Source organism: Shinella zoogloeoides (assembly GCF_022682305.1).
GTDB classification, from domain to species: domain Bacteria; phylum Pseudomonadota; class Alphaproteobacteria; order Rhizobiales; family Rhizobiaceae; genus Shinella; species Shinella zoogloeoides_B.
Genome location: NZ_CP093529.1, coordinates 367723 through 387589, shown reverse-complemented (window position 1 = coordinate 387589; position 19867 = coordinate 367723). Strand labels below are relative to the sequence as shown.

Here is a 19867-nt window from a genome sequence, read left to right as displayed (position 1 = left end):
CAAGGAGCAGCCGATGCAGGGGGGGACACGTTCCGGTGAGGTGGACAGCCTTCGGTGCTTTGCGATGTTGGCTGTTGTCGCCCAGCATTGCGGCATCCTGCCGTTCGGATGGACCGGCGTCTGGCTGTTCTATGTGATCTCCGGTTTCGTCGTCACCCTGTCGCTGATGCGCCATGGCAACGACGACAGGGCACAATTGCTGACATCGTTCTATGCACGGCGCTCCGCGAGGATCATTCCCGTCTATGCCTTCTATCTGCTTCTGGGCGTGACCATGCTGTGGGCGCTTGGCAAGACCGCCGAACCGGGCGCCCTGATATCGCTGCTACTCTTCTACAACAACTTCGCGATGATTTTCGGATTTGGCGAGATGCAGGACTGGCCGGTCGGGCATCTCTGGACGATTTCCGTCGAGATGCAGTTCTATGCGCTCTACGGCTTCCTCTTCGCCTATCTGAACGGGAAGCGGCTGCTGCAAGCCCTGATGGCGATGGCGATCATCAGCCCCCTGGTACGCGGGGTAGCCGGCATGCTGGCCCCTGACATCCTCGGAAGCGACCTGGCTGTTGCCTACGGCATCTATGCGACCTCCTTCCTACATTTCGATTCCTTCGCCATCGGCGCCATACTCGCCCTGAACTGGTCGTTTATCCGCGAGAGAGGCGGTGAACGCCTGCTTTTCGCGGCAGGGACGGCCGCCCTCGGTCTCTATGTGCTGGTCTATGCCGGCGTGAACCATTTCCTGCTCGGTCGCACCGGCGTCGATATCGTCCGCGATATCCTTTCCGGCATCATGTACGGCAACGGCCGGGAAATCTGGCTCTACTCGGCTGTCGCACTCTTCGCCGGCGGCATTCTAGCCTGGACGGCCGCCGGAACCGCACCCTGGCGCTCGCTGACACGCGTGCGACTCTTCCAGCGCATCGGTGAGATATCCTATGGCGGGTATATCTTTCACGCTCTCGCAATCACACTGGTTTTCAACCTGGTGGGCGGCGACAGTGAATCTTCTCCGGTCGGCCTGCGCGTCGCCGTATTCGTCGCTGCATCGCTAATAGCGACAGGCGCCGCAAGGCTATCCTTCCGCTATATTGAGAAGCCGCTGATCGGGAAGATGAACCGGGCGCTCACCGGCGCGCACGCCTGACATCCGCCACTGGCGCACTCCATTGGCTCATTGCGAAGAAAAGCGCTTCAGACAGCCTGGAACGGATCGGTCGGCCCCTTGGCCGGCTCGGTGAACCAGCGGGGGCCGTCCTCGGTCATGTAGATGTGATCCTCGAGGCGGATTCCGAATTTTCCCGGAAAAACAAGCATCGGCTCGTTGGAGAAACACATGCCCGCCGCAAGCGGCGTCGCATTGCCGCGCACGATATACGGCTCTTCGTGGATCTGCAGGCCGAGGCCATGGCCGGCGCGATGGGGCAGGCCGGGCAGGGCGTAGTCCGGGCCAAGGCCGTATCGGGCGAGCACTGCGCGCGCCGCATCGTCCAGGCTGGAACAGGACGCGCCGAGCTTCGCCGCATCGAACACAGCCTGCTGGGCCTCGCGCTCGATCGCCCATGCATCCTCGAAGGCGGTGTCACCTGGCGCCAGCTTGTAGGTACGCGTCAGGTCGGAGTGGTAGCCGTCGATGCGGCAGCCGGTATCCACCAGAATAACGTCATCCTCAGTCAGGACCTGATCGCCATCGGCGCCGTGCGGCAGCGAGGTCGCCGCGCCGAAGGAGACGATGGCGAAGGTCGAGCCGTCGTCGGCTCCAAGTTCCCGATGCCGACGGTCGATGAACTTGACGACCTCCGAAGCGCGCACGCCCGGTTCCAGCATGGCGTGCACCTGCCGGTGGAGGCCGAGCGTCAGGTCCATAGCATACTGGATCAGCGCGATTTCGGCCGGCGACTTGATGCGGCGGAGCGTATTGAGGATCGGTCCGCCGTCCATCAGCCGCTCCGTCCCCAGCCGCGCCGCCAAGGCATGATAGAAGTAAAGCGGCATGGCGTCGTCGACGGCAAGAACGCCACCCGCCTCAAGCATGCCGGCCACCAGCGCGGCGCTGCTTTCCTCTTCCTTCCATTCGAGAATGTCGGCCGCCAGATGCGGCAGGGTCTCGACGCGGCTCCGTTCGAAGCCCGGCACGATGTAGAAAAGGCCGGTGGGCGTGACCAGCGTCCCGAGAAAGCGCTCGCTGGCATGCCAGACGAGACCGGTGAAATAGCGCAGGCTCTCGCTCGGCCCGAGCAGCATGCCCGCAAGACCGCGGGCTTCCAGCGCCGCACGCAGCCGGACAAGACGCGCCTGCCTCTCCTCATCGGCAATCGGGGGAACGGGGTGCTGCCACGACATTCTCGACTCTCCTTGCATTCTTCCACGGCAAGGCGCCGGGCCTGATGGTGATTCCTAGCGATTCCTCACCCATCTTGTCGACAAGAAAAATGCAAAGCCTCGATTTACGGAGACGGCGCCTGTTGAAGTCTCCGCTTGAGGCCCGCGACGATGCGCTCGGCGAGCGCCTCGTAGTCACCGTCGAAATGATGCCCGCCGTCGATGGCGATGGATTCCACGCCGGAGGCCTTCAGCGTGGGGCAGGGGTCGTCGTCCTCGTCGGAACCGTAGATGCATTGCACGCGGCCAAGCTCGATCTTCGCAATGTCCCCGACCGGATTGCCGCCAGCCCCCGCACCGGCGACGCCGAGCCAACCGCTCACGGAAATCTCGTAGTCGACCTGATGGGAGAGTGCCATGAGCGTGATCTGCGGCACGCGCGCCTTGTCGGCGGCGGCAAGCCGGTTGTAGGTCGCGGGCAGGATATCCGCACCGAAGGAATAGCCGACGAGCAGCACATGGCCGACGTTCCATTCCTTGCGGAAAGCCTCGATGATGCGCGCAAGATCGTCGGCCGTCTCCTGCGGCTTTCGCTCGGACCAGAAGTAGCGCAGCGAATCCACGCCGACGACGGGGATGCCGCGCTCCTGCAGCGCACCCGCCACCTGCTTGTCGATATCGCGCCAGCCACCGTCGCCGGAATAGACCACCGCCATCGTATCGAACGCGGGCTTGGCCTTGAGAACGGTCAGCGGCAGGCCGAGAGGCGTATCGCCATCGCCGGCCGCGTCCACCCGATCCGCAAGCGCCTGCGAAAGAGCGTCGGCCGCCTGGGTGGAGACGTCCCGCACGTCTATATCCGCATGGGTCCCCTTCAGCGCCGCCACATGGTCGCGCCCCGCCTGGGGCGCGTTGCCGGTAAGGAGCACGGTCACGGCGGCCGGCAGGGGACCATCGGTTAGGCCGTAGACCGTACGGCCGCCGGCGCTCACCTTGGTGGCGGGCGTGCACAGGACCTTTTCGAGAGGGATGCCGGCCGTAGGATCGACCGCGATGGCCTCGCCGAGCGTCGCCGCCGGGCTTTGCGCGATCATGGCGAGGGCCAGCGCGCCGCCTTCGCCGATGCCGGCGACGATGGGCGGGCTGTAGCGCGTCGCACCCGTCGCGCGCTGCACCTGCTGGGCGAGCGCCTCGATATCCGAGATCATGTAGACGCAGTCGCCGTCGTCCGCCTGCAGGGCCTTGAGATAGGCCGGGAAATCGATGCCGATCACCGCGGCGCCCTTGTCCACCAGAGCGGCCGCCTGCCGGTCCTCCTGCGCGCCCCATCCTCCGGCGTCCGAGATCAGGAATATGCTGGCCTCGGGCGTATCTTCCGGCAGCAGGACATGGCCGCCGGGAACCATGCCCATGTCGAAGCGTGGCGTTTCGGCAAGGGCAGCAAGAGGCAGCAGGCCGGCGAGAAGCCCGGCGATGGCCATGCGATGGAACATGTTCATTTGGAAATCACCCCTTTGACGCCGCCGCCGATGAGAAAGGTCACGTCCATCAGCGCGAGCGCCGCGCCCGTGCCGTTGGAAACCGCGAGGTAACGCGGCTCCCAGCGCGGGTGGAACTTCGACTTGAAGGCACGCAGGCCCTTGAAATTATAAAACCGCTCGCCGTGCTCGAAGAGCGCGCCGCCGACGCGGTCCCAGACCGGGGCCGCCTCGCGCCGGGCCATGCCGGACAGCGGCGCCATGCCGAGATTGAACTGCCGGTAGCCCTCGGCCCGCAGGTAATCGAGGATGCCGACGAAGAGGAAATCCATCGTGCCCTTCGGCGCGTCCGGGGAAAAGCGCATCAGGTCCACCGTCGCCTCCGCCTTCGTGTCCGTCACCATCAGCGTGGCGAAGGCGACGATCCGCTCGTCGAGCCGAACGACGGCAACGGGCTGGGACAGCACGTAGCTCTCCTCGAAGGCCCCGAGCGAGAAGGTCTTTTCCTTCGCATTGTGATGGGCGAGCCAGCCATCGGACACGGCGCGCAAATCCGCCACGATCGGCCCCAGTTCCTCCGGCCGGGCGACGGAGAAGCTAAGGCCGTCGCGAAGGCCGCGGCTGGCCGATTGCCGCAGATTGGCGAAGCGACTGCCCTTCATGTCGAAATGCACGAGGTCGATCAACGCGATCTCGCCGAGCTTGAAGGCCCTGAGGCCGACATCCGCGCAGGCGGCCAGCAGCGCTGGCGATATCTGGTAGAAGGCGGCCCGGCCGCCGCCGGTGCGGGCCGTGGCAGCGAACTGCCAGACAAGTTCCGCGAACTCCTCCTCGACGCCGACCGGATCTGCAAGCGCGATCCACGACCGGCCGTGGATGCCGTACATGATGTAGGAGCGGCCGGAAGGGGAGAACAGCAGCCGCTTGTCGCCCATCCGAACCAGATTGGCGTCCGCGCCGTCCTGCGCCATCGTGACGGCTATCGCCTGTTCCAGCTCGGCCGCCGCCGGCGCGTCGGTGCGGAAATGCGCGGGCCGCAGCAGGCTGGAGAGCGCGAGCGCCGAGGCGGCGATGCAGAGGCCGAGCAGCGCACGCAGGCCGCGCGGCGCTTCCTCGGAAAACTCGAACTGCCACCACAGCTCACGGGCATATTCCGTGTCGCGATAAACGAAGAGCAGGATGACGAAGGCGGTCGCCAGCACGACGGCGATGGCCGCGAGCCAGGACGGTCCGAGGGCCTGCTTGAAGAGCGAGCTGTGCCGGTCGAAGGCGCGCGCATTCACCAGCAGCGCCACGATGAGAAGCGCGAGCAGGCCCGCCTCGAAGACGGCGATGGCCTTCAGGAAAGCGAAGGCGAAGGCCACCGAGGCTCCGGCAAGCGCCACCCACCATGCACCGTCGAGCCGCTGGCCGAGGCCGCGGGCCGCCACGATCAGGAGAAGCCCGAGCAGGCTGGACAGGAAATGCGCGCCCTCGACGATGGGGAGCGGCAGATAGGTGGAGAGGAAGTCGAGGTCGGAATCGGGAGAGGGCACCACGCTGGAAAAGATCAGCATGACACCCAGCACCAGCGCGAGCGTCGCTATCAGCGCGGGGGCCAGCTTTCCGGCAAGCTGCGCCGCATCGGCGACCTGGGGCTTCAGCGCGAGCTGGCGCATTTCGGTGACGAGCAGCAGCACGGTCGCCAGCAGCAGCGGCAGGACGTAGTAGATCAGCCGGTAGAGCACGAGGCTGCCGAGGAGCTGATCGATCCCGATGGCGTTGGAAAGGCCCGCCATGACGACCGCCTCGAAGACGCCGAGGCCGGCCGGCACATGGCTCAGCACGCCAAAGCCGATCGCCACCGCATAGACCGCCAGGAAGGTTGGCCAGCCGACATGGGTTTCCGGCAGGAGCACATAGAGGACGGAGGCGGCGGCGGCGATATCGAAAGCCGAGACGAGGAACTGGCGCGATGCCGTGCGGCTGTCCGGCAGGCGCAGGCTGAAGCCGCCAATCCCGACGACCCGGCCATTGCGACCCATATAGAACAGGCCGGCCAGCACGAGGAGGACAAGGCCGGCGAGGGCGCGCAGCCACAGCGGGTCCACACCGAGGATGCCTGCGACGCGTGGGGCGACGGCAAGCGTGGCGAGCGCGCTTACGGACAGGAGGCCGAGGCCGAAGGACAGCGTCACGAAGGCGATGACGCGGGCGATCTCGCCCGGCGAAAGGCCAAGACGAGAATAGGCGCGAAAGCGGATCGCGCCGCCGCTGAGCGGCCCGAAGCCGACCGTATTGCCTACCGCGTAGGCGATGAAGGCCGTCACCGCGACGGAAGGGAAGGGCAGGCGGCGGCCGATATGATCGAGCGCATTGGAATCGTAGAGGATCAGCGCAACGAAGCTGAGGCCGGTGAAGAGCGCGGCAAGGGCTATTGCGCTCCAGGGCGTATCCGCGAGCGCGGCCAGCACCTCGTCGTAACGCACCTCGTCGGTCAGCCGGTAGATGCCGTATGCGACGAGCGCGAAGACGAAAAGACTCGCAGCACCGAGGATGTAGAGCCTGTAGGTCAGGAGCAGCCGGAGGAAACGCGAGGCCCGATCTTCGACAACCGCACTCTTATCATCCGACATGTTCCGACTTTCGACCCGCGCTGAGGCAATGGCCGCATCCTAGCCCGGGATGTGGCAAATCTCGGACGCTTTTCGCCTCAATTCAAAAAATTACTACGCGCGGTCGAAGCGAAAGATCAGCCATCGAGACCGAGCGGATCGGCGACGCGCGGCCACAGGTCCAGCCGTGCCTTGCGATAGGCCGTGGTGGCCGGGTCCGTCGGATAGGAGGTCGGGGCGGCAATGTAGACGATCTCGGAAGAGACCGGCTGGAAACCGGCATGGAAATGGTTGGTCGACTTCACCAGCAGGAACGCCTTCTTCGTGAAATCCACGCCCTGGTTGGAGAAGATATCCGGCTCGTAGGTCTGGGTGCGGCTGGTGATCAGCACGATATCGATGGTCGTGCCGAGTGGACGCACCACGGCCGCCGCACCGAGCGTCACGCGGCTGTTGCGGAAGCTCTGCCAGCCGGCATCGAAGACCGCCTGGACCGTGACGCGCAGGTCAAGCGGCTCACCGCCTTCCGGACCGGACTTGCCGCCGAAGCGCAGCGCCAGTTCTGCGCCTTGCCCGGCCGCATGGCAGAAGGAAACGGCGATGGGATCCCAGATGGTGGCGACCGCGACATCCGTAAAGCCGCGCTCGATCATCCGGCGCAGGATGAAGGTGGCGTCGCCCGCCACGCCGCCGCCGGGATTGTCCCAGACATCGGCGATGACGACCGGCATGTCCGGCCACGCTTCGCGCACCGCCGCCGCCCGATCGAGGCCGGATTCCGTGTTGAGCATCGGCATGGCGGTGCTCTTGCGCAGGCCGTAGAGTTCATGGCCGAGCTTTTCGGCGAGCGCATCGCCCTTCGCCTTGTCGCCGTCCGTGACGACCACGATGCGCGTGCCCATCTCCGGCACGTCGCCGGCCATGAAGCCGTGGATGACGGAGATGGAGAGGATGCCGTCCCTGCCTTCCATCGCCTTCAGGCGGTCGACATAGGAACGCATCGGCTCGCGGCTCGTCGGGTAGATGGTGATCATGCGGCAGTCGAAGGTAGAAACGACCGGCTTGATCTCGCCCTTCAGGGTGCGCAGCGCCAGTTCCACGACATGCTCCCCGCGCTCCTCGAAATCCGTGTGCGGGAATTCGAGGAAGGCTGCCATGACATCGAGATTGGCGAGGCGCCTGGCGGTGAGGTGGCTGTGCGGATCGAATTCAACGGCGATCAGGACGGTGGGTCCGACCATATCGCGGATACGGGCGAGAAAATCGCCCTCCGGGTCGTCGTAGCCCTGCGCCACCATTGCGCCGTGCAGGCCAAGGACCACCGCATCGACGGGAAGGGCCGCCCTGAGTTCATCGAGGATGCGGTCGCGCAGGGTCTCGTAGGTCTGGCGCTGGATGAGACCCGCCGGCTCCGCCCAGCAGGACGTGCCCTCGATGACGGTGAACCCTTCCGCCCGGCCGCGCCGGCGCAGGATCGGCACCACCGAGGAGCAGAGCGTCGGCGTGTCCGGATGCTCGCCGGGGCCGGCATAGAACGCCGCCTTGAAGGAATTCATATCCGTGGGAACGGGGGAAAAGGTGTTGGTCTCGGTCGCAAGAGAGGCCGTGAAGATGCGCATATGTCCATTCCCGATAACGCGTGCATGCCGCACGCCGCAGCGATGTAAATTGTTTTCTCGAACATGCGGCAATCGCCTGGAAAGTCAACATATCGGCCATGCTCCGCAGCGCGCCGTGCAGGCTGTTTTTCAAGGGGCCGATTTCCGATGGGATTTTCATCCGGCGCGAAGCCCGGCGCCGGAAATCCGCCGGAACGATGAAAATCGATCACCGCGAAATGATCGACGTTTTCATCGCGTGCGACGAAATGGGGCGCACTATAACGCTACCGGGCAAAATATTTTTTATCCGATGGGAGATCGGGCAGAAACAAGGCAGGGCCGCCACATCCACACCTCTTGATGACCTCCTCTGCCGTGTTATGAAAAGCCGCTAAGAAATTCATTTTCAAATTCGTGGCCCGTTTCATGAGCGGAGGAACCCGATGGACCTGTTTCAAGCGCTGTCGGACGAGGAGGGCAGGCTGTCCGGCCTCGACAGGAGGCTTGCACGGATCGCGCTCGAAGACGTGGACTTCGTGACGAACGCCTCCATCGGCACGCTCGCCGAGCGCGCCGGCGTCTCGCCACCCACCGTCACCCGCTTCTGCCGCCGGCTGGGCTGCAAAGGATTTCCGGATTTCAAGGTGCAGCTCGCCAAGCTCGCCTATGTCGGCCTTCGCTATGTCAAGCCGGACGTGCCGGCGGAAACACCGGGCGAAGTCGCCCGCGATATCGTCGCCAAGGCGCAGAACGCCCTGTTCCAGATGCACAGCCAGCTCGACCTTGCCGCGCTGGAGACGGCGGCGCGGCTGCTGGGCGGGGCCGCCTTCATCCAGGCTTTCGGAGCTAGCGGCAACTCGGCGATGATCGTCAACGAGCTGCACAACCGGCTCTTCCGGCTCGGATGCCGCATCCACGCCTCGAACGACCACAATATGAACGCCATGCTCGCGGCGGCGGTGCAGCCGGGCACTGTGGTTTTCGGCTCGTCCTTCACCGGCCGCGACCCGGCCCTCGTCCACTGCCTGGAACTGGCGCGCCGGCACGGCGCGCCGACCATCGTCATCACCCAGAGCGGATCGCCCGTCGCGGCGGCGGCGGATGTGGTCATCGCCGTGGACCTGCCGGAGGGCCGGAACGTCTTCCGACCCTCCGCGACGCGCTATGCCTGCCTTGCCGTCATCGACATGCTGGCGAACCTCGTCGCCTATGCCGACCGGTCGAAATCGCTGAAGACGCTGCGCGCCATCAAGGAGGAGCTAGTCAGCCGCCGCGACGGCGACGACCGGCAGCTTCTGGGCGACTGACCGTTCAGCGCTGGAACGCCCAGGGCGCCAGCCGCCGCTCGATCTGCCGGGCGGCATATTCCAGCAGGATCGCGATCAGGGCGATGACGACGATGCCGGCGATCACGATATCCGTGACGAGGAACTGCGCCGCCGACTGGATCATGAAGCCGATGCCACTTGTCGCCGCCACAAGTTCGGCCGCCACCAGCGTCGTCCAGCCCGCGCCGAGCGCGATACGGATCCCGGTGAGGATCGACGGCACGGCGCTCGGCAGCACGACCTCCGTGAGGACCTGCCGCCTGCCCGCGCCCAGTGAACGCGCCGCATTGACATGATCCCTCGAAACGGCGCGCACACCGGCCGAGGTCGACAGGATGATCGACGGCAGCATGGAAAGCGCGATGACGGTGATCTTCGAGGCTTCGCCGATGCCGGCCCAGATGATGACGAGCGGCAGATAGGCCAGGGGCGGCAGCGGCCGCAGGAACTCGACGATGGGATCGAGGATGCCCCGGCCGATCCGGCTGGTACCGATGGCGATGCCCGCCGGAATGCCGATCGCGACGGACGCGATCAGCGCCCCGAAGATACGGTAGAGGCTGGCGCCGACATGCTCGGCAAGCGTCGCATCGACGAAGCCTTTCACGACGAGATCGTAGGTGGCGACCGCCACCTGCCGCGGGGAGGGCAGGAAGATCGGCGAGACCAGCGCATAGGCCGAGGCCAGCCCCCAGAGGGCGACGATCGCCGCAACCGTGATGGCCGAGATAACGGGGACGGGAAGGGGCGTCGAGGCACGGACGGCCTGTCCGGTCTCGATCCGTTGCGGCAAGGTTTCGATATCGGCAGAGAGCGTCATGCGGCAAGCTCCTCTTCGGCGCCGGAATGGATGAGGCCGGTCAACCCGGCATGCATGCGCTTGAAAAGCGGCGTCTCCTTCACGGCGGCAATCGACGCGCCGCGAAGAATCTCCGCGTTGAAGCCCGCTTCGATCTCCGCGGTCAGCCGCCCCGGATTGGGCGAAAGCACCAGGATGCGCGTGCCGAGCAGCAGCGCCTCCTCGATACTGTGGGTGATGAGAAGCCCGCCCGCGCCGCTCTCCGCCTTGATGCGCAGCAGGAAGTCCTGCATGCGCGTGCGCGTCAGCGCATCGAGCGCGCCCAGCGGCTCGTCCAGCAACAGGAAGCGCGGTTCGGCCGCGAGCGCCCGGGCGATGCCGACCCGCTGGCGCATGCCGCCGGAAAGCTCCCATATGCGCCGGTCGCCCGCCCCGGCAAGCCCGACCCGTTCCAGAAGCGCATCGGCCCGCGCATGGCGCTCGGCGACGGCAAGCCCCTTCAACTTGAAGGGAAAAGCGACGTTGTCGCGCGCATCGAGCCAAGGATAGAGCGCATCATCCTGGAACACGACCGCGCGGTCCGCCGCAGGTCCCTGGACGGGCGCGCCATCCACGGTGATCGCACCCGCCGTCGGCGCGATGAAACCGGCCGCCAGATTGAGCAGGCTCGTCTTGCCCGAACCGGAGCGCCCGATGATGGTGACAAGCTCGTCCGAGGCGATCTGCAGGTCGATGCCTTCGAGAACGCGCTTTTCGCGCGCGGCGCTGCGCCTCGCCCCCGGCGGATAGCGTAGCGAAACGTTGCGGAATGTGAGGATGCTCATGGGTCCCTCCGGGAAGTGTGGTCCGGCGACGACCCGGCAACGCTCGCGCGCCGCCGGGCCGCCTCCGCCGCAAGGGGCGGGTCAGTAGGCGAGCTTGCTCGCGTCGCTGACCCAGCGGGTGGAAACGTAGGGCTTGTAGTCGGACAGCGCCGCCGGGATCTTGCCCTGTTCGAGAAGGAAGGCGGAGGTATCGGCAACCGCCTTCACCGTGCCGCCGCCGAGCAGCGTCTCGCCGGCCTGTTCCTCGAGCGTCGGGAAGATGTAGCCCTTGAGGAGGGCCGGAACCTCATCCTGCCGCGCGCCGGTCAGGCGGGCGATCTTCTCGGCTTCGGGCGAGGTGGCGTTCCACGCGTCGGGATTGGCGCGGTATGCCGCCGTGGCCTCGCCGGTCACCTTCACGAAGGCCGTCACGACGTCCGGATGCTCCTCGGCGAATGTCTTGCTGACGATCCAGGCATCAAAGGTCGGGCCGCCCCAATCGGCAACATCGGCGGATGTCGCCAGCACCTTGCCGTCCTTCTTCAATTCGGCCAGGACCGGATCCCAGACATAGGCGCCGTCGATATCGCCGCGCTGCCAGGCCGCCGCAATTTCCGGCGGGCGCAGGTTGAGAATCTCGACGGACTTCGGATCGACGTTCCAGTGCTTCAGCGCCGTCAGCAGGCTGTAATGCGCGGTGGAGACGAAGGGCGTCGCGATCTTCTTGCCGACAAGATCTTCGGGCTTCTCGACGGATCTCACCGCGAGCGCTTCCGCCTCGCTGATGAGGCCGACGACGAAGATCGTCTCGATGGGCAACTCACGGCTGGCGGCGGCGGCCAGCGGCGAGGAGCCGACATAGCCGATATCGAGCGAACCGGAAGCGATCGCGGCGATCACATCTGCGCCGCCATCGAATTTCTGCCAATTGATCCTGGCTCCCGTCACCTTCTCATAGGTGCCATCGGCCTGGGGCACGCGCGACGGCTCGACGATCGGCTGGTAACCGATATTGAGCGTCACTTCCCCGGCATGGGCGGCGCCGAACGAGGCGGCCATGGCAAGGGCGGCGGTGGCGGCCAGCAGGGTTCTGCGGGTAATGGTCATTGGTCGTCTCCTCAAGTTGCCGTCGCCCGGCGATCTGCGGCGGGCAGGGCTTTTAGGCTATATATTCGGTAAACTTAGTAGAGAAATATTCGCCTCAATTCCGCCGGTCGGCAGCGATTGGTTTTGCGTTTTGCATGAAGGGTGCGAAACGGGCCGCCCGGCGGGATACGCGGCGCGGAATCGCCGCGCTGAACCGCCGCAAATGCAAATCTCGTGACAAAAATGCTTCCTTTCGGAAGAAATACTTGCATTCCGGCATGAAAAGACGGCGAAAGCCGGCCAATTTCCTTGCAGTCGGAAGCTCAAAGTAATTATACTGTTTTTATATGTTTTTTCGCACTTCGTTGCCTCGAATCAATCGGCAGCGCCCGACAGGGCAAGCCGCTCGATCTTCCCGAAGACGATGGTGAGAATTGCCGGGCGCAACCGCGCCCATGCCGCCGCACATGCCTATGGAAAGCAGACCGGAATGCTGACGAAAAAGGGAAAATACGGACTGAAGGCCCTCGTGGACCTCGCTCGCCTCGCCCCGGGTGAAACGGCCTTCGTCAGCGAAATTGCGTTGCGCAACAACATTCCGAAGAAATTCCTCGACACGATCCTTCTAGAGCTTCGCAATGCCGGCATGCTGCGGTCGAAGAAAGGGCCGGGCGGCGGCTATTCGCTGTCGCATCCCGCCGCCGAAATCCGCATCGGCCACGCCATCCGCGTGCTCGACGGCCCCCTCGCGCCGATCCGCTGCGCAAGCCGCACGGCCTATGAAGCCTGCGAGGACTGCGCCGATCCGGAAGGCTGTCAGGTCCGCCGGGCGATGACCGAGGTGCGCGACGCGATTGCCGCGATCCTCGACACGATGACGCTCGAACAGTTCGTCGCCGTGCCCGGGGCCTCCGCCATGATCGAGGACGAGGCGCTGGAACAGCGCGCCGGCTGACGCGGGCCGCGACCGGACACCCGGCAGGCCATCCTTAAACCTGTACGGGAATCGCCTTCTGCCCCGCGACGCCGAAGACGCGGCGGTACCGTTCGATTTCCGCCGGCGCGCCGGTCGCCTTCAGGGGATTGTCGGAGAGCTTGACCGCCGGACGGCCGTTGGCGCTCGTCACCTTGCAGACCAGCGATATCGGATCGAGGCGCGTCCCGCCGTCCGGATCGCAGCCACGGAAATCGTTGGTAAGGTTCGTACCCCAGCCGAAGCTCATTCGCACGCGGCCATGGAAATGGCGATAGGTCTCCTCGATCGTGTCGACATCCATGCCGTCGGAGAAGATCAGCAGTTTCTCGCGCGGATCGCGCCCCTTGCTGCGCCACCACTCGATGATCTGCTCGCCGCCGGAGATCGGCGGTGCGCTGTCCGGGCGAAAACCGGTCCAGTCCGCCACCCAATCCGGCGCATTGGCAAGGAAAGCGGTGGTGCCGAAGGCGTCGGGCAGGGCGATCAGCAGGTTGCCGTTATAGTGCTGCCGCCATTCCTCCAGCACCCGATAAGGCGCGCGCGCCAGCGCCTCGTCGCCGTCTGCGAGCGCGGCGGCGACCATCGGCAGTTCATGCGCATTGGTGCCGATCGCCTCGAGATCGGCATCCATGGCGAGCAGCACGTTGGAGGTCCCGATGAAACGCTCGCCAAGCCCCTCCTTCAGCGCCTCCACGCACCAGCGCTGCCAGAGGAACCCATGCCGGCGGCGCGTGCCGAAATCGGAGATGACGAGATCGGGCAACTGCCGCAACCGCTCCACCTTCTCCCAGAGCCGCGCCTTGGCGCGGGCATAGAGCACGTCGAGCGCGAAGCGCCCCCGGTCGCGCATCGCCGCGCGCGACTTCATTTCGTTGATGATCGCAAGCGCGGGAATCTCCCACATGGACGTATGCGTCCACGGCCCGTCGAAGTGCAATTCGTACTGCCCGTCCACCTTGCGCAGATCGTATTCCGGTAGCTGGAAGGCTGCCAGCCACGCGATGAAATCCGGGCCGAACATGCGCGCGCGGCCATAGAAGCTGTTGCCGGCGAGCCAGATCAACTCCTTCTTGGTGAAGCGCACGCTGCGGGCATGATCGAGCTGGGCGCGCAGCTCCCCCTCGTCGATAATATCGGCCAGCCGCACGCTCCTCGTACGGTTGATCAGCGAAAAGGTCGCGTTTACATCGGGGTGAAGCTGCCGGATCATCTGAAGCATCAGCAGCTTGTAGAAGTCCGTATCGAGCAGGCTGCGCACGATCGGGTCGAGCCGGAAATTATGGTCGTAGGTACGGGTCGCGATATCGTTGACGGCCATGCCGGCTCCTGCTTCGATGCTGTCGTTCAGCGCCTTCCGCCCGAAAGCGTCCGGCAGGCCCGCAGCCTCGTTGATCGAAACGCCGATTGCAAGCCGAATGGCCGTCATCCGCCGTACCAGCGGGCACGTCGAACTTCCGGCGGGCGGGCCGCCGTGATAGAAGCCCGGTGATTTTCAGAGGGCAGGGCGGCCCTGAAACCCGCCCGCAGACCTTTTAGCGTATCGCAATGCCACGGAGGATGCCTTGAACGACAAAAATGTTCTGAAATTCGAGCCACGGAAACCGAAGCAGGAAAACAAGCCTGCCGCGCCGGGGCCGAAAAAGGGACTGGTCTGGCTCGCCGTCGCCGCGGTGATCGTGCTCGCCTGGGCCTACTACCAGTTCATCGCACCGCAGGCATTGTAGTCGCGCCGGAGACATGGCGGCGGGCATGCGCCGTCGACACCGGCGTCATGAGGCGAGACCGTCGCATCTCTAACTAGCCCAACTGTCGCATTACTAAATAGCCTTGTGAGTTCAAGCCGAGACGCGACTTGCGGGCTCGGTGATCCTATCCTCGCGACCGCATCTGCGCGAGCAGCTTCTGGCGGAAGACTTCGGCGGGCGTTTTGTAGCCGAGGCACTTGCGGGGCGTCGTATTCAATCGATCGCAGATTTCTTTGAGGTCATGGTCGGTGATGGAGAGCGGATCGACATCCCTCGAAAGCCATTTCCTGGCCCGGCCATTCGTATTCTCGACGGTGCCTTTCTGCCAGGGTGATTGCGGATCGCAGAACCAGGTCGCAGAGCCGATCCCGGCCTGGAGATAGGCCCAGTCGGTGAACTCCGTCCCGCGGTCGAAGGTGATCGAACGGCGGGCGCGATGGGGCAGGGCCTGCAGCACGCCGATGAGCCGTTGCATAATCGGCCGCGACTGCCGGTCGTTGTTGCGGAGAAGAACGGCGAAGCGGCTGACGCGTTCGACCAGCGACGTCACGTTTGCCTTGCCGAACTTCTGGCGAAACTGGATGAGGTCGCATTCCCAGTGTCCGAGCTGCCTTCGATCGGCGACCACGTCCGGGCGGCGCAAGATGTTGAGATCCGGGCTGAAGCGCTGGCCGTGTCGGCGTCTGGCATGCCGCGGCCGACGTCGTGCACGATGTTCCGGCAGATGTTTCCAGAGCTTGATGGCGTGTCCGTCAACCGAATAGGCGAACTTGTAGATCGTTTCATGGCTGACGGAGATCGGATGGCGCTCCAGCCGCATCCGACCCGCGATTTGCTGCGGCGACCAGCCATGCATGATCCGCTCGATGACGGATTGGCGGACATGCGAGAAGCGCGCAAGCTTCCTGAGCTTGGTCCGACGCTCGCAGGCCATGTCATGCGCCGTCACGCAATGGTAGCCACTGAGATCGGGCCATTCCTTGTCGATGTAGGCGTTTCGACGGACCTCGCGGAAGATCGTTGAGCGATGGCGCCCAAGCTTTTCGGCGATGATGTCGATGCTCACGCCAGCATGACGCCAGCGCGCAATCCTGCGGCGTTCGTTCAGGTCTATATGGGAGTAGGTGCGTTTCATGGCAGCGTCCTTGCGGCGGATAACCCATTGGCATCATTCGCAAGTCGCACTCCATCCTTGAACCCACCCCGGCTACATACGAAAATTGCATAATCTATCTTATGGAACTTACGTGGAGGCTAGGCGGTATAGCCATGCCGTGACGCTTGCTCATCCATCAAGGGCGGGATATGCGCCTTTGACCCGCCCAAACGCCATCACGCGCCTCGAAGAGCCACCCGATGACAGTCGTCGCCTCCTGTATCTACCGTGACGGCAAGCGCGCCGAAGAGGTCGCGCTTGCGGACGAACCCTTCGCAACCGAGGAAAACGCCTTCGTCTGGATCGGCCTGACGGAGCCGACCGAGGAAGAGATGGGCAAACTCAAGGCGATGTTCGGCCTGCATCCGCTCGCCGTGGAGGATGCGCTGCGAGGCCGGCAGGTGCCGAAGGTCGAGGTCTATGGCGAAGAACTCTTCGTCGTGGTGAAGACCGCGCATCTAGAGGCGGACAAGATCGTCTATGGCGAAACCTGCATCTTCGTCGGCCGGCATCATATCGTCACGGTCCGCCACGGCTCGGCGCGCACGCACACGGAACTGCGCCGCCTGCTGGAGCAATCGCCGCAGATGCTGCGGCATGGGCCGGACTACGTGCTGCACGCCATCATCGACTTCATCGTCGACGGCTACCTGCCGATGGTCGAGAAGATCGAGGACAGCGTTCTGGCGCTCGAAAAGCACATGCTGATCTCCTTCCTCGAGCGCGAGCAGATCCGCCGCATCTTCCGCATGCGCCGCCAGGTGATCCTGTTCCAGCGCGTGCTGGGGCCGATGGCGGAAGTGGCGGGGCGGCTCACCCATCTGGACCTGCCCTGCATCGACGAGAACGCCCGCCCCTATTTCCGCGACGTCCTCGACCATGTCAAACGGGTGGAGACGATGATCGCCGGCCTGCGCGACGTCATCACATCCGTGTTCGAGGCGAGCAATCTGCTCGAGCAACAGCGCCAGGGCGTCATCACCCGCCAGCTTGCCGCCTGGGCCGCCATCCTGGCGGTTCCAACGGCGATCGCGGGCCTCTACGGGATGAACTTCCGCAACATGCCGGAACTGGAGACCCGCTACGGCTATTTCATCGTCCTCGGGGTCATCGCCGCTCTCTGCGGCATTCTCTTCGCCCGCTTCAAGAAGGCCGGCTGGCTCTGACCGCCAGAAGATCGGCGATGAGGCCGAGGGGGTGGCGGACGTCCCGTTCCGCCAGACGCTCGGTCTGGCAACGGCAGGAGAAGCCGGTTGCGACCACCGTCTTACCGTCCTTCACGTGCCCGGCCCAGGAAAGCGCGAAGAGGCTCTTCGAGACGGCCTGATGGCGCTTCTGGTGGCCGAAGAGGCCCGCCATGCCGCAGCAGCCGGTTTCAGGCGCGGCCAGCTCCACACCGAGCGCGGCAAACACCGCCTGCCAGTCGGCGCGCGCGCCCGCATCCCCCGTCGTTTCGGTGCAATGGCTGAGCAGCGTGACGGCATCTGCGCCGGCCGCCGCCCTGGGCATCACCCTTCCCGCCGCGATCTCGCCGGCCAGGAACGCCTGTGGCAGAAGCACCTCCGGCAGGCGGATGCCGGCCTTCGCATAGTCCTGCCGCAGCATCATGACGAAGGCGGGGTCGAGACCGATCATCGGGACACCGGAGCGCGCCGCCTGCGCCAGCGCCGCGGCAAGCCGTCCCGCCATGGCGCGGAAGCCCGCCATATCTCCGAGATTGAGCGCGGCCTTGCCGGCCGGCAGCATCTCCACGAAGAGCGGACGATAGCCGAGCGCGCGCAGCCCGGCCGCCACATCGCGCTGCACGGCCGCGTCAAAGAGCGCCGTAAACCAGTCCTGCCAGACGAGGACCGCACCCTCCGGCAGCGGACCGCCGAGATCGGCAATCGCGATGCGCTCCAGCTCCGGCACGGGACCGGCGAGCCGTTCCGGCAGGTCGACGGCCCCCATCAGGCCCGCCGCGACGCGGCGCAGCAGCGGCCAGACCGGCCGCAGCACCCCGGCCAGCTTCACCTGAAGCGGGCTCATCCGCTCGGCAAGCAGCGTCAGCCGGTCGGCGAGCGGGCGGGCGTTGCGCGCGTAGTAATCGGCATAGAAGGCGGAACGCATCTGCGGAATATCCACCTGTACGGGACAGGTGGAGGCGCAGGCTTTGCAGCCGAGGCAGGTATCGAGCACGCCCAGCAGGTCGGTTTCATCGATGCCCTCGCCGCCCGCTGTTTTCGCTGTCTTCCAGGCGCGCAGCGCATCGGCGCGGCCCTTCGGCGAGTGGCGCAGGTCCGCGCTCGCCTTGAAGGAGGGACACATCGGCGTCGCCGCCTGATAGCTGAGGCATTGCGCATTGCCGTTGCAGCGGAAGGCCTTTTCCAGTGTGTCGCCTTCGGGCGCGTTGAAAGGCCGGAAGGGCGTGGTCGCAATGCCCATCACCGTGCCCTCGCCGCCAACCAGCTTGCCGGGGTTGAAACGCGCCCTCGGATCGAAGGCGGCCTTGACGCCCTCAAGGGCCGCATAGGCCTGCGGGCCGATCCATTCGCGCAGATAGGCGCCGCGCACCCCCTTGCCGTGCTCGCCCCAGAAGATGCCACCATGCTTGCGCGTCAGCGCGAAGACGCCGTCCGAGACGGCGACGAGCTTCTCCCGGTCCGCGTCCGCGTCGATATCGAGTGCGGGACGGATATGCAGGCAGCCGACGTCCACATGGCCATAGATGCCGAAACCGAGGCCGTGCGCGGCGATGAGGGAGAGGAAATCGTCGACGAAAGCCGGCAAGTTTTCCGGTGGCACCACGCAGTCCTCCACGAAGGCGACCGGCCGCGCGCGGCCGTCCACCTTGCCGAGCAGCCCGACGCCCGCCGAGCGGATCGCCCAGAGTGCGCGGATCTCCGCCTTGTCCGCCGCCACATGCACAGCGCCCGCGCCATCCAATGTGCCAAGCCGGACGCGGCAGGCGGCAAGCCGCGCCTCAAGAAGCGCCGCATCCGAACCGTTGAACTCCACGAAGACATAGGCGACGCGCGCACCGCCCTTCGGACGCAGCCCTTCCGGCAGGCGCTGGAGAATGCCGGCCTCCTGCGCGAGTTGCTGCACGCGCTCGTCCATGACCTCAATGGCCGTCGGCTCGTCCTGCATCAGGGGCGTTGCGGCCGCCAGCGCCTGGCGGAAACTGTCGAAGCCGACGACGATCAGCCGCTTTTCCGGTTCGATGGGAAGGAGCTTCACCCGGATGCGCGTGATCGGGCCGAGCGTGCCCTCGGAACCGGGAAACAGCCGCCACCACTCGAAGCCGCCTTCCGGCGGACAGGCCCGCTCCAGGTCGTAGCCGGTGAAGCGGCGGTTGAGCTTCGGCGTATTGGCGACGAAGGCTTCCCGCCCGCCCCGGGCCGCCGCCTCGGCGGCCGCCAGCATCGGCCGCGCCCAGTCCGGCGTTTCCTCGAAGGAGGCGAGACAGCCCTCCCCACGTGCGATCTCGACGCCGGCGAGGTTGTCCGAGGTCTTGCCGTAGACGCGCGATCCCTTGCCGGAAGCGTCGGTCGAGACCATGCCGCCGACGGTGCAGCGCGTCGAGGTCGAGGTCTCCGGCGCGAAGAACAGGCCATGCGGCCGCAGCCGGTCGTTGAGGTCGTCGAGCACGATGCCCGGCTCCACCTCCGCCCACCGCTCCGCGAGATCGACGGCGATCAGCCGGTTCATGTGCCGCCGGAAATCGATCACGACGCCGCTGTTGAGGCTCTGGCCATTGGTGCCGGTTCCGCCGCCGCGCGCGGTGAGCGCGATGCCATCGAAGGCCGGGTCCTCCAGCACGCGCATAAGACACACGACGTCCTCGGCATGACGCGGGGCGACGATCAGGTCCGGCACGATCCGGTAGACCGAATTGTCGGTGGACATGGCGGCACGCAGCGCGCTGTCCGTCTCGATCTCGCCGCTGAAACCGCCCGCACGCAGGGCAGCCGAAAGATCGCCGATACGGTTCTTCGCC

At 65.5% G+C, this 19867-nt stretch carries 15 protein-coding genes and 1 pseudogene; 6 read left to right on the top strand and 10 right to left on the bottom strand.

Annotation, left to right across the window (positions count from 1 at the left end):
* Positions 1-13 precede the first annotated feature (13 nt).
* Positions 14-1147, top strand: coding sequence for an acyltransferase family protein (locus MOE34_RS23210; RefSeq protein WP_242224479.1), 1134 nt, complete (start codon positions 14-16; stop codon positions 1145-1147).
* A 47-nt stretch (positions 1148-1194) separates the two neighbouring features.
* On the opposite strand, the gene MOE34_RS23205 is transcribed toward MOE34_RS23210, so the two are convergent.
* The 4 genes from MOE34_RS23205 to MOE34_RS23190 form a co-directional block, all read right to left on the bottom strand.
* Positions 1195-2343 carry a M24 family metallopeptidase gene (locus MOE34_RS23205; RefSeq protein ID WP_242224477.1) on the bottom strand — a complete coding sequence of 383 codons (1149 nt, stop codon included), beginning with the start codon at positions 2341-2343 and terminating at the stop codon, positions 1195-1197.
* Positions 2344-2447: 104 nt separating this feature from the next.
* Positions 2448-3803 carry a virulence factor family protein gene (locus tag MOE34_RS23200; RefSeq protein WP_242224887.1) on the bottom strand — a complete coding sequence of 452 codons (1356 nt, stop codon included), beginning with the start codon at positions 3801-3803 and terminating at the stop codon, positions 2448-2450.
* Between the two features lie 14 nt (positions 3804-3817).
* Positions 3818-6415, bottom strand: coding sequence for a bifunctional lysylphosphatidylglycerol flippase/synthetase MprF (gene mprF, locus MOE34_RS23195; protein WP_277955668.1), 2598 nt, complete (start codon positions 6413-6415; stop codon positions 3818-3820).
* Positions 6416-6531: 116 nt separating this feature from the next.
* Positions 6532-8013 carry a M81 family metallopeptidase gene (locus tag MOE34_RS23190; RefSeq protein ID WP_242224476.1) on the bottom strand — a complete coding sequence of 494 codons (1482 nt, stop codon included), beginning with the start codon at positions 8011-8013 and terminating at the stop codon, positions 6532-6534.
* Between the two features lie 20 nt (positions 8014-8033).
* Between MOE34_RS23190 and MOE34_RS23185 the strand changes: the two genes are divergently transcribed.
* Both MOE34_RS23185 and MOE34_RS23180 read left to right on the top strand, forming a co-directional pair.
* Positions 8034-8390 (top strand): hypothetical protein, encoded by a 357-nt coding sequence (locus MOE34_RS23185; RefSeq protein WP_242224474.1) that lies wholly within the window; start codon positions 8034-8036, stop codon positions 8388-8390.
* Between the two features lie 48 nt (positions 8391-8438).
* On the top strand, positions 8439-9302 hold the full coding sequence (locus tag MOE34_RS23180; RefSeq protein WP_242224472.1) for a MurR/RpiR family transcriptional regulator: 864 nt from the start codon (positions 8439-8441) through the stop codon (positions 9300-9302).
* A 4-nt stretch (positions 9303-9306) separates the two neighbouring features.
* Here MOE34_RS23180 and MOE34_RS23175 read toward each other — a convergent pair whose 3' ends face one another.
* The 3 genes from MOE34_RS23175 to tauA all read right to left on the bottom strand — a co-directional run bounded on the left by MOE34_RS23175 (position 9307) and on the right by tauA (position 12032).
* Positions 9307-10143: an ABC transporter permease subunit gene (locus MOE34_RS23175; protein WP_242224470.1), complete on the bottom strand. Its 837-nt coding sequence runs from the start codon at positions 10141-10143 to the stop codon at positions 9307-9309.
* Complete coding sequence (locus tag MOE34_RS23170) at positions 10140-10946, bottom strand: taurine ABC transporter ATP-binding protein (RefSeq protein ID WP_242224468.1); 807 nt, start codon at positions 10944-10946, stop codon at positions 10140-10142. Before MOE34_RS23170 ends, MOE34_RS23175 begins: the two co-directional genes overlap by 4 nt.
* An 81-nt stretch (positions 10947-11027) precedes the next feature.
* Positions 11028-12032, bottom strand: a complete 1005-nt coding sequence (tauA, locus tag MOE34_RS23165; protein WP_242224466.1) for a taurine ABC transporter substrate-binding protein — start codon at positions 12030-12032, stop codon at positions 11028-11030.
* Between the two features lie 469 nt (positions 12033-12501).
* Between tauA and MOE34_RS23160 the strand changes: the two genes are divergently transcribed.
* Positions 12502-12966, top strand: a complete 465-nt coding sequence (locus tag MOE34_RS23160; RefSeq protein ID WP_242224464.1) for an RrF2 family transcriptional regulator — start codon at positions 12502-12504, stop codon at positions 12964-12966.
* Positions 12967-13000: 34 nt separating this feature from the next.
* On the opposite strand, the gene pncB is transcribed toward MOE34_RS23160, so the two are convergent.
* Positions 13001-14305: a nicotinate phosphoribosyltransferase gene (pncB, locus tag MOE34_RS23155; RefSeq protein ID WP_242224885.1), complete on the bottom strand. Its 1305-nt coding sequence runs from the start codon at positions 14303-14305 to the stop codon at positions 13001-13003.
* Between the two features lie 244 nt (positions 14306-14549).
* On the opposite strand from pncB, the gene MOE34_RS23150 reads away from it, so the two are divergent.
* Entirely contained in the window at positions 14550-14711 is a 162-nt protein-coding gene (locus tag MOE34_RS23150) for a hypothetical protein (protein ID WP_242224462.1), read from the top strand.
* A gap of 145 nt (positions 14712-14856) precedes the next feature.
* Here MOE34_RS23150 and MOE34_RS23145 read toward each other — a convergent pair whose 3' ends face one another.
* Positions 14857-15867: an IS30 family transposase gene (locus MOE34_RS23145; RefSeq protein ID WP_242224460.1), complete on the bottom strand. Its 1011-nt coding sequence runs from the start codon at positions 15865-15867 to the stop codon at positions 14857-14859.
* A gap of 221 nt (positions 15868-16088) precedes the next feature.
* Between MOE34_RS23145 and corA the strand changes: the two genes are divergently transcribed.
* Positions 16089-17054, top strand: coding sequence for a magnesium/cobalt transporter CorA (gene corA, locus MOE34_RS23140; RefSeq protein ID WP_242224459.1), 966 nt, complete (start codon positions 16089-16091; stop codon positions 17052-17054).
* 1015 nt (positions 17055-18069) lie between these two features.
* Here the strand turns inward: corA and MOE34_RS25625 are convergent.
* Positions 18070-19695 (bottom strand): annotated as a pseudogene (locus MOE34_RS25625) (FAD-linked oxidase C-terminal domain-containing protein); the annotation flags it as partial.
* Positions 19696-19867 lie beyond the last annotated feature (172 nt).